This is a genomic window from Rhizobium laguerreae, assembly GCF_002008165.1.
Taxonomy (GTDB): Bacteria; Pseudomonadota; Alphaproteobacteria; order Rhizobiales; family Rhizobiaceae; genus Rhizobium; species Rhizobium laguerreae.
Window position 1 is genome coordinate 1 of the sequence record NZ_MRDM01000021.1, and the last position, 1203, is coordinate 1203.

Genomic DNA, 1203 nt, shown 5'->3' on the forward strand with positions numbered 1-1203 from the left:
CTTCATCGCCTGTGCATGCCAAGGCATCCACCAAATGCCCTTACGACACTTAATCGTTCTCATTGCCAATGCTCATCGTCTTTGTTTGATTTGGCAGACCTTGTCCGCTCGCTTTCGCCTCGCGGGGTGCCAAATCCGACCATCCGGACAACCTTGCGATTGCCGTGCGGTCGGGCCAAACATGCGTGATTACCTTTTACAATCACGCTTTCTAACAATGCCATTAACGTGTTCGACAGGTCTGCTTTATTGGAGCTACGCCGAGCAGCTCGCTTGCAGCCTGTCTTAAGACCAGCTTCTCGAGATATGATCCGATACCGCGCGGTCAGGCAACGGTAATCAAGCCGTCCGTCAGATGCTTGATCCCTAAAGATCAGCAAACAACAACGGCCCAGAGCGACAAGCTTCCTTCCTACCTCCAGTCCTTCACCCATATCCGGCCGGCTAGGCCATCCATGGGATCATCAGAACTGGGCTCGGACGCCAAGTTAAACCCAAAAGGGCAAAACCCGACACCTGGAAGCCTCCAGATCAATCTTCTCTTCACAATGTATGCAGAACACGCATCAGCCATAAGCCGATGCAAAACTTTTATTTCTTCAAAGGATATCATTCACCGCCAGCAACAATCCGCCAAATACAGGCCAGAGGCCGTCGCCGATCGTTCGGCGCGCCGTCCGCAGGCTTTCGCCGTGAGGACAGAATTTGGTGGAGCTGAGCGGGATCGAACCGCTGACCCCCTGCTTGCAAAGCAGGTGCTCTCCCAGCTGAGCTACAGCCCCAACCATCGCAAACACCTGACAGCAAACCGCCAGGATCAGGTAAACCCAAACAAACCACAATTCGCTACAGCAAACCTCATTCGCTACAGCAAACTCATTTGCTGCTGCAAATGGTGGGCCCGGGAAGACTTGAACTTCCGACCCCACGCTTATCAAGCGTGTGCTCTAACCAACTGAGCTACGGGCCCATCTCTCTGCGTCGACGCCAATCCCAAGCAAAGCCTCGGAAAGGGTCGCCCATACAGGCCAGAGGCCGTCGCCGGTCGTCCGGCGCCCTCGCGGAGCGCAGCACCGAAGGTGCGAACAGCGCGCGAGCGCAAACCCATGGTTCGATATCCTTTTGAAGAAAGAGAAACGTGGACGGCGAAAGCTCGCCATACCGTCGTGACCGAAGTCATCGCGGCGTATTACGTTTCGATGG

2 tRNA genes are annotated in these 1203 nt (G+C 55.0%); both read right to left on the minus strand.

Annotated elements, in window-relative coordinates:
• Positions 1 to 706 precede the first annotated feature (706 nt).
• Positions 707 to 782: transfer RNA gene (locus tag BS630_RS27135), tRNA-Ala, on the minus strand.
• Positions 783 to 893: 111 nt separating this feature from the next.
• Positions 894 to 970, minus strand: a tRNA-Ile gene (locus BS630_RS27140).
• Positions 971 to 1203: the final 233 nt, after the last annotated feature.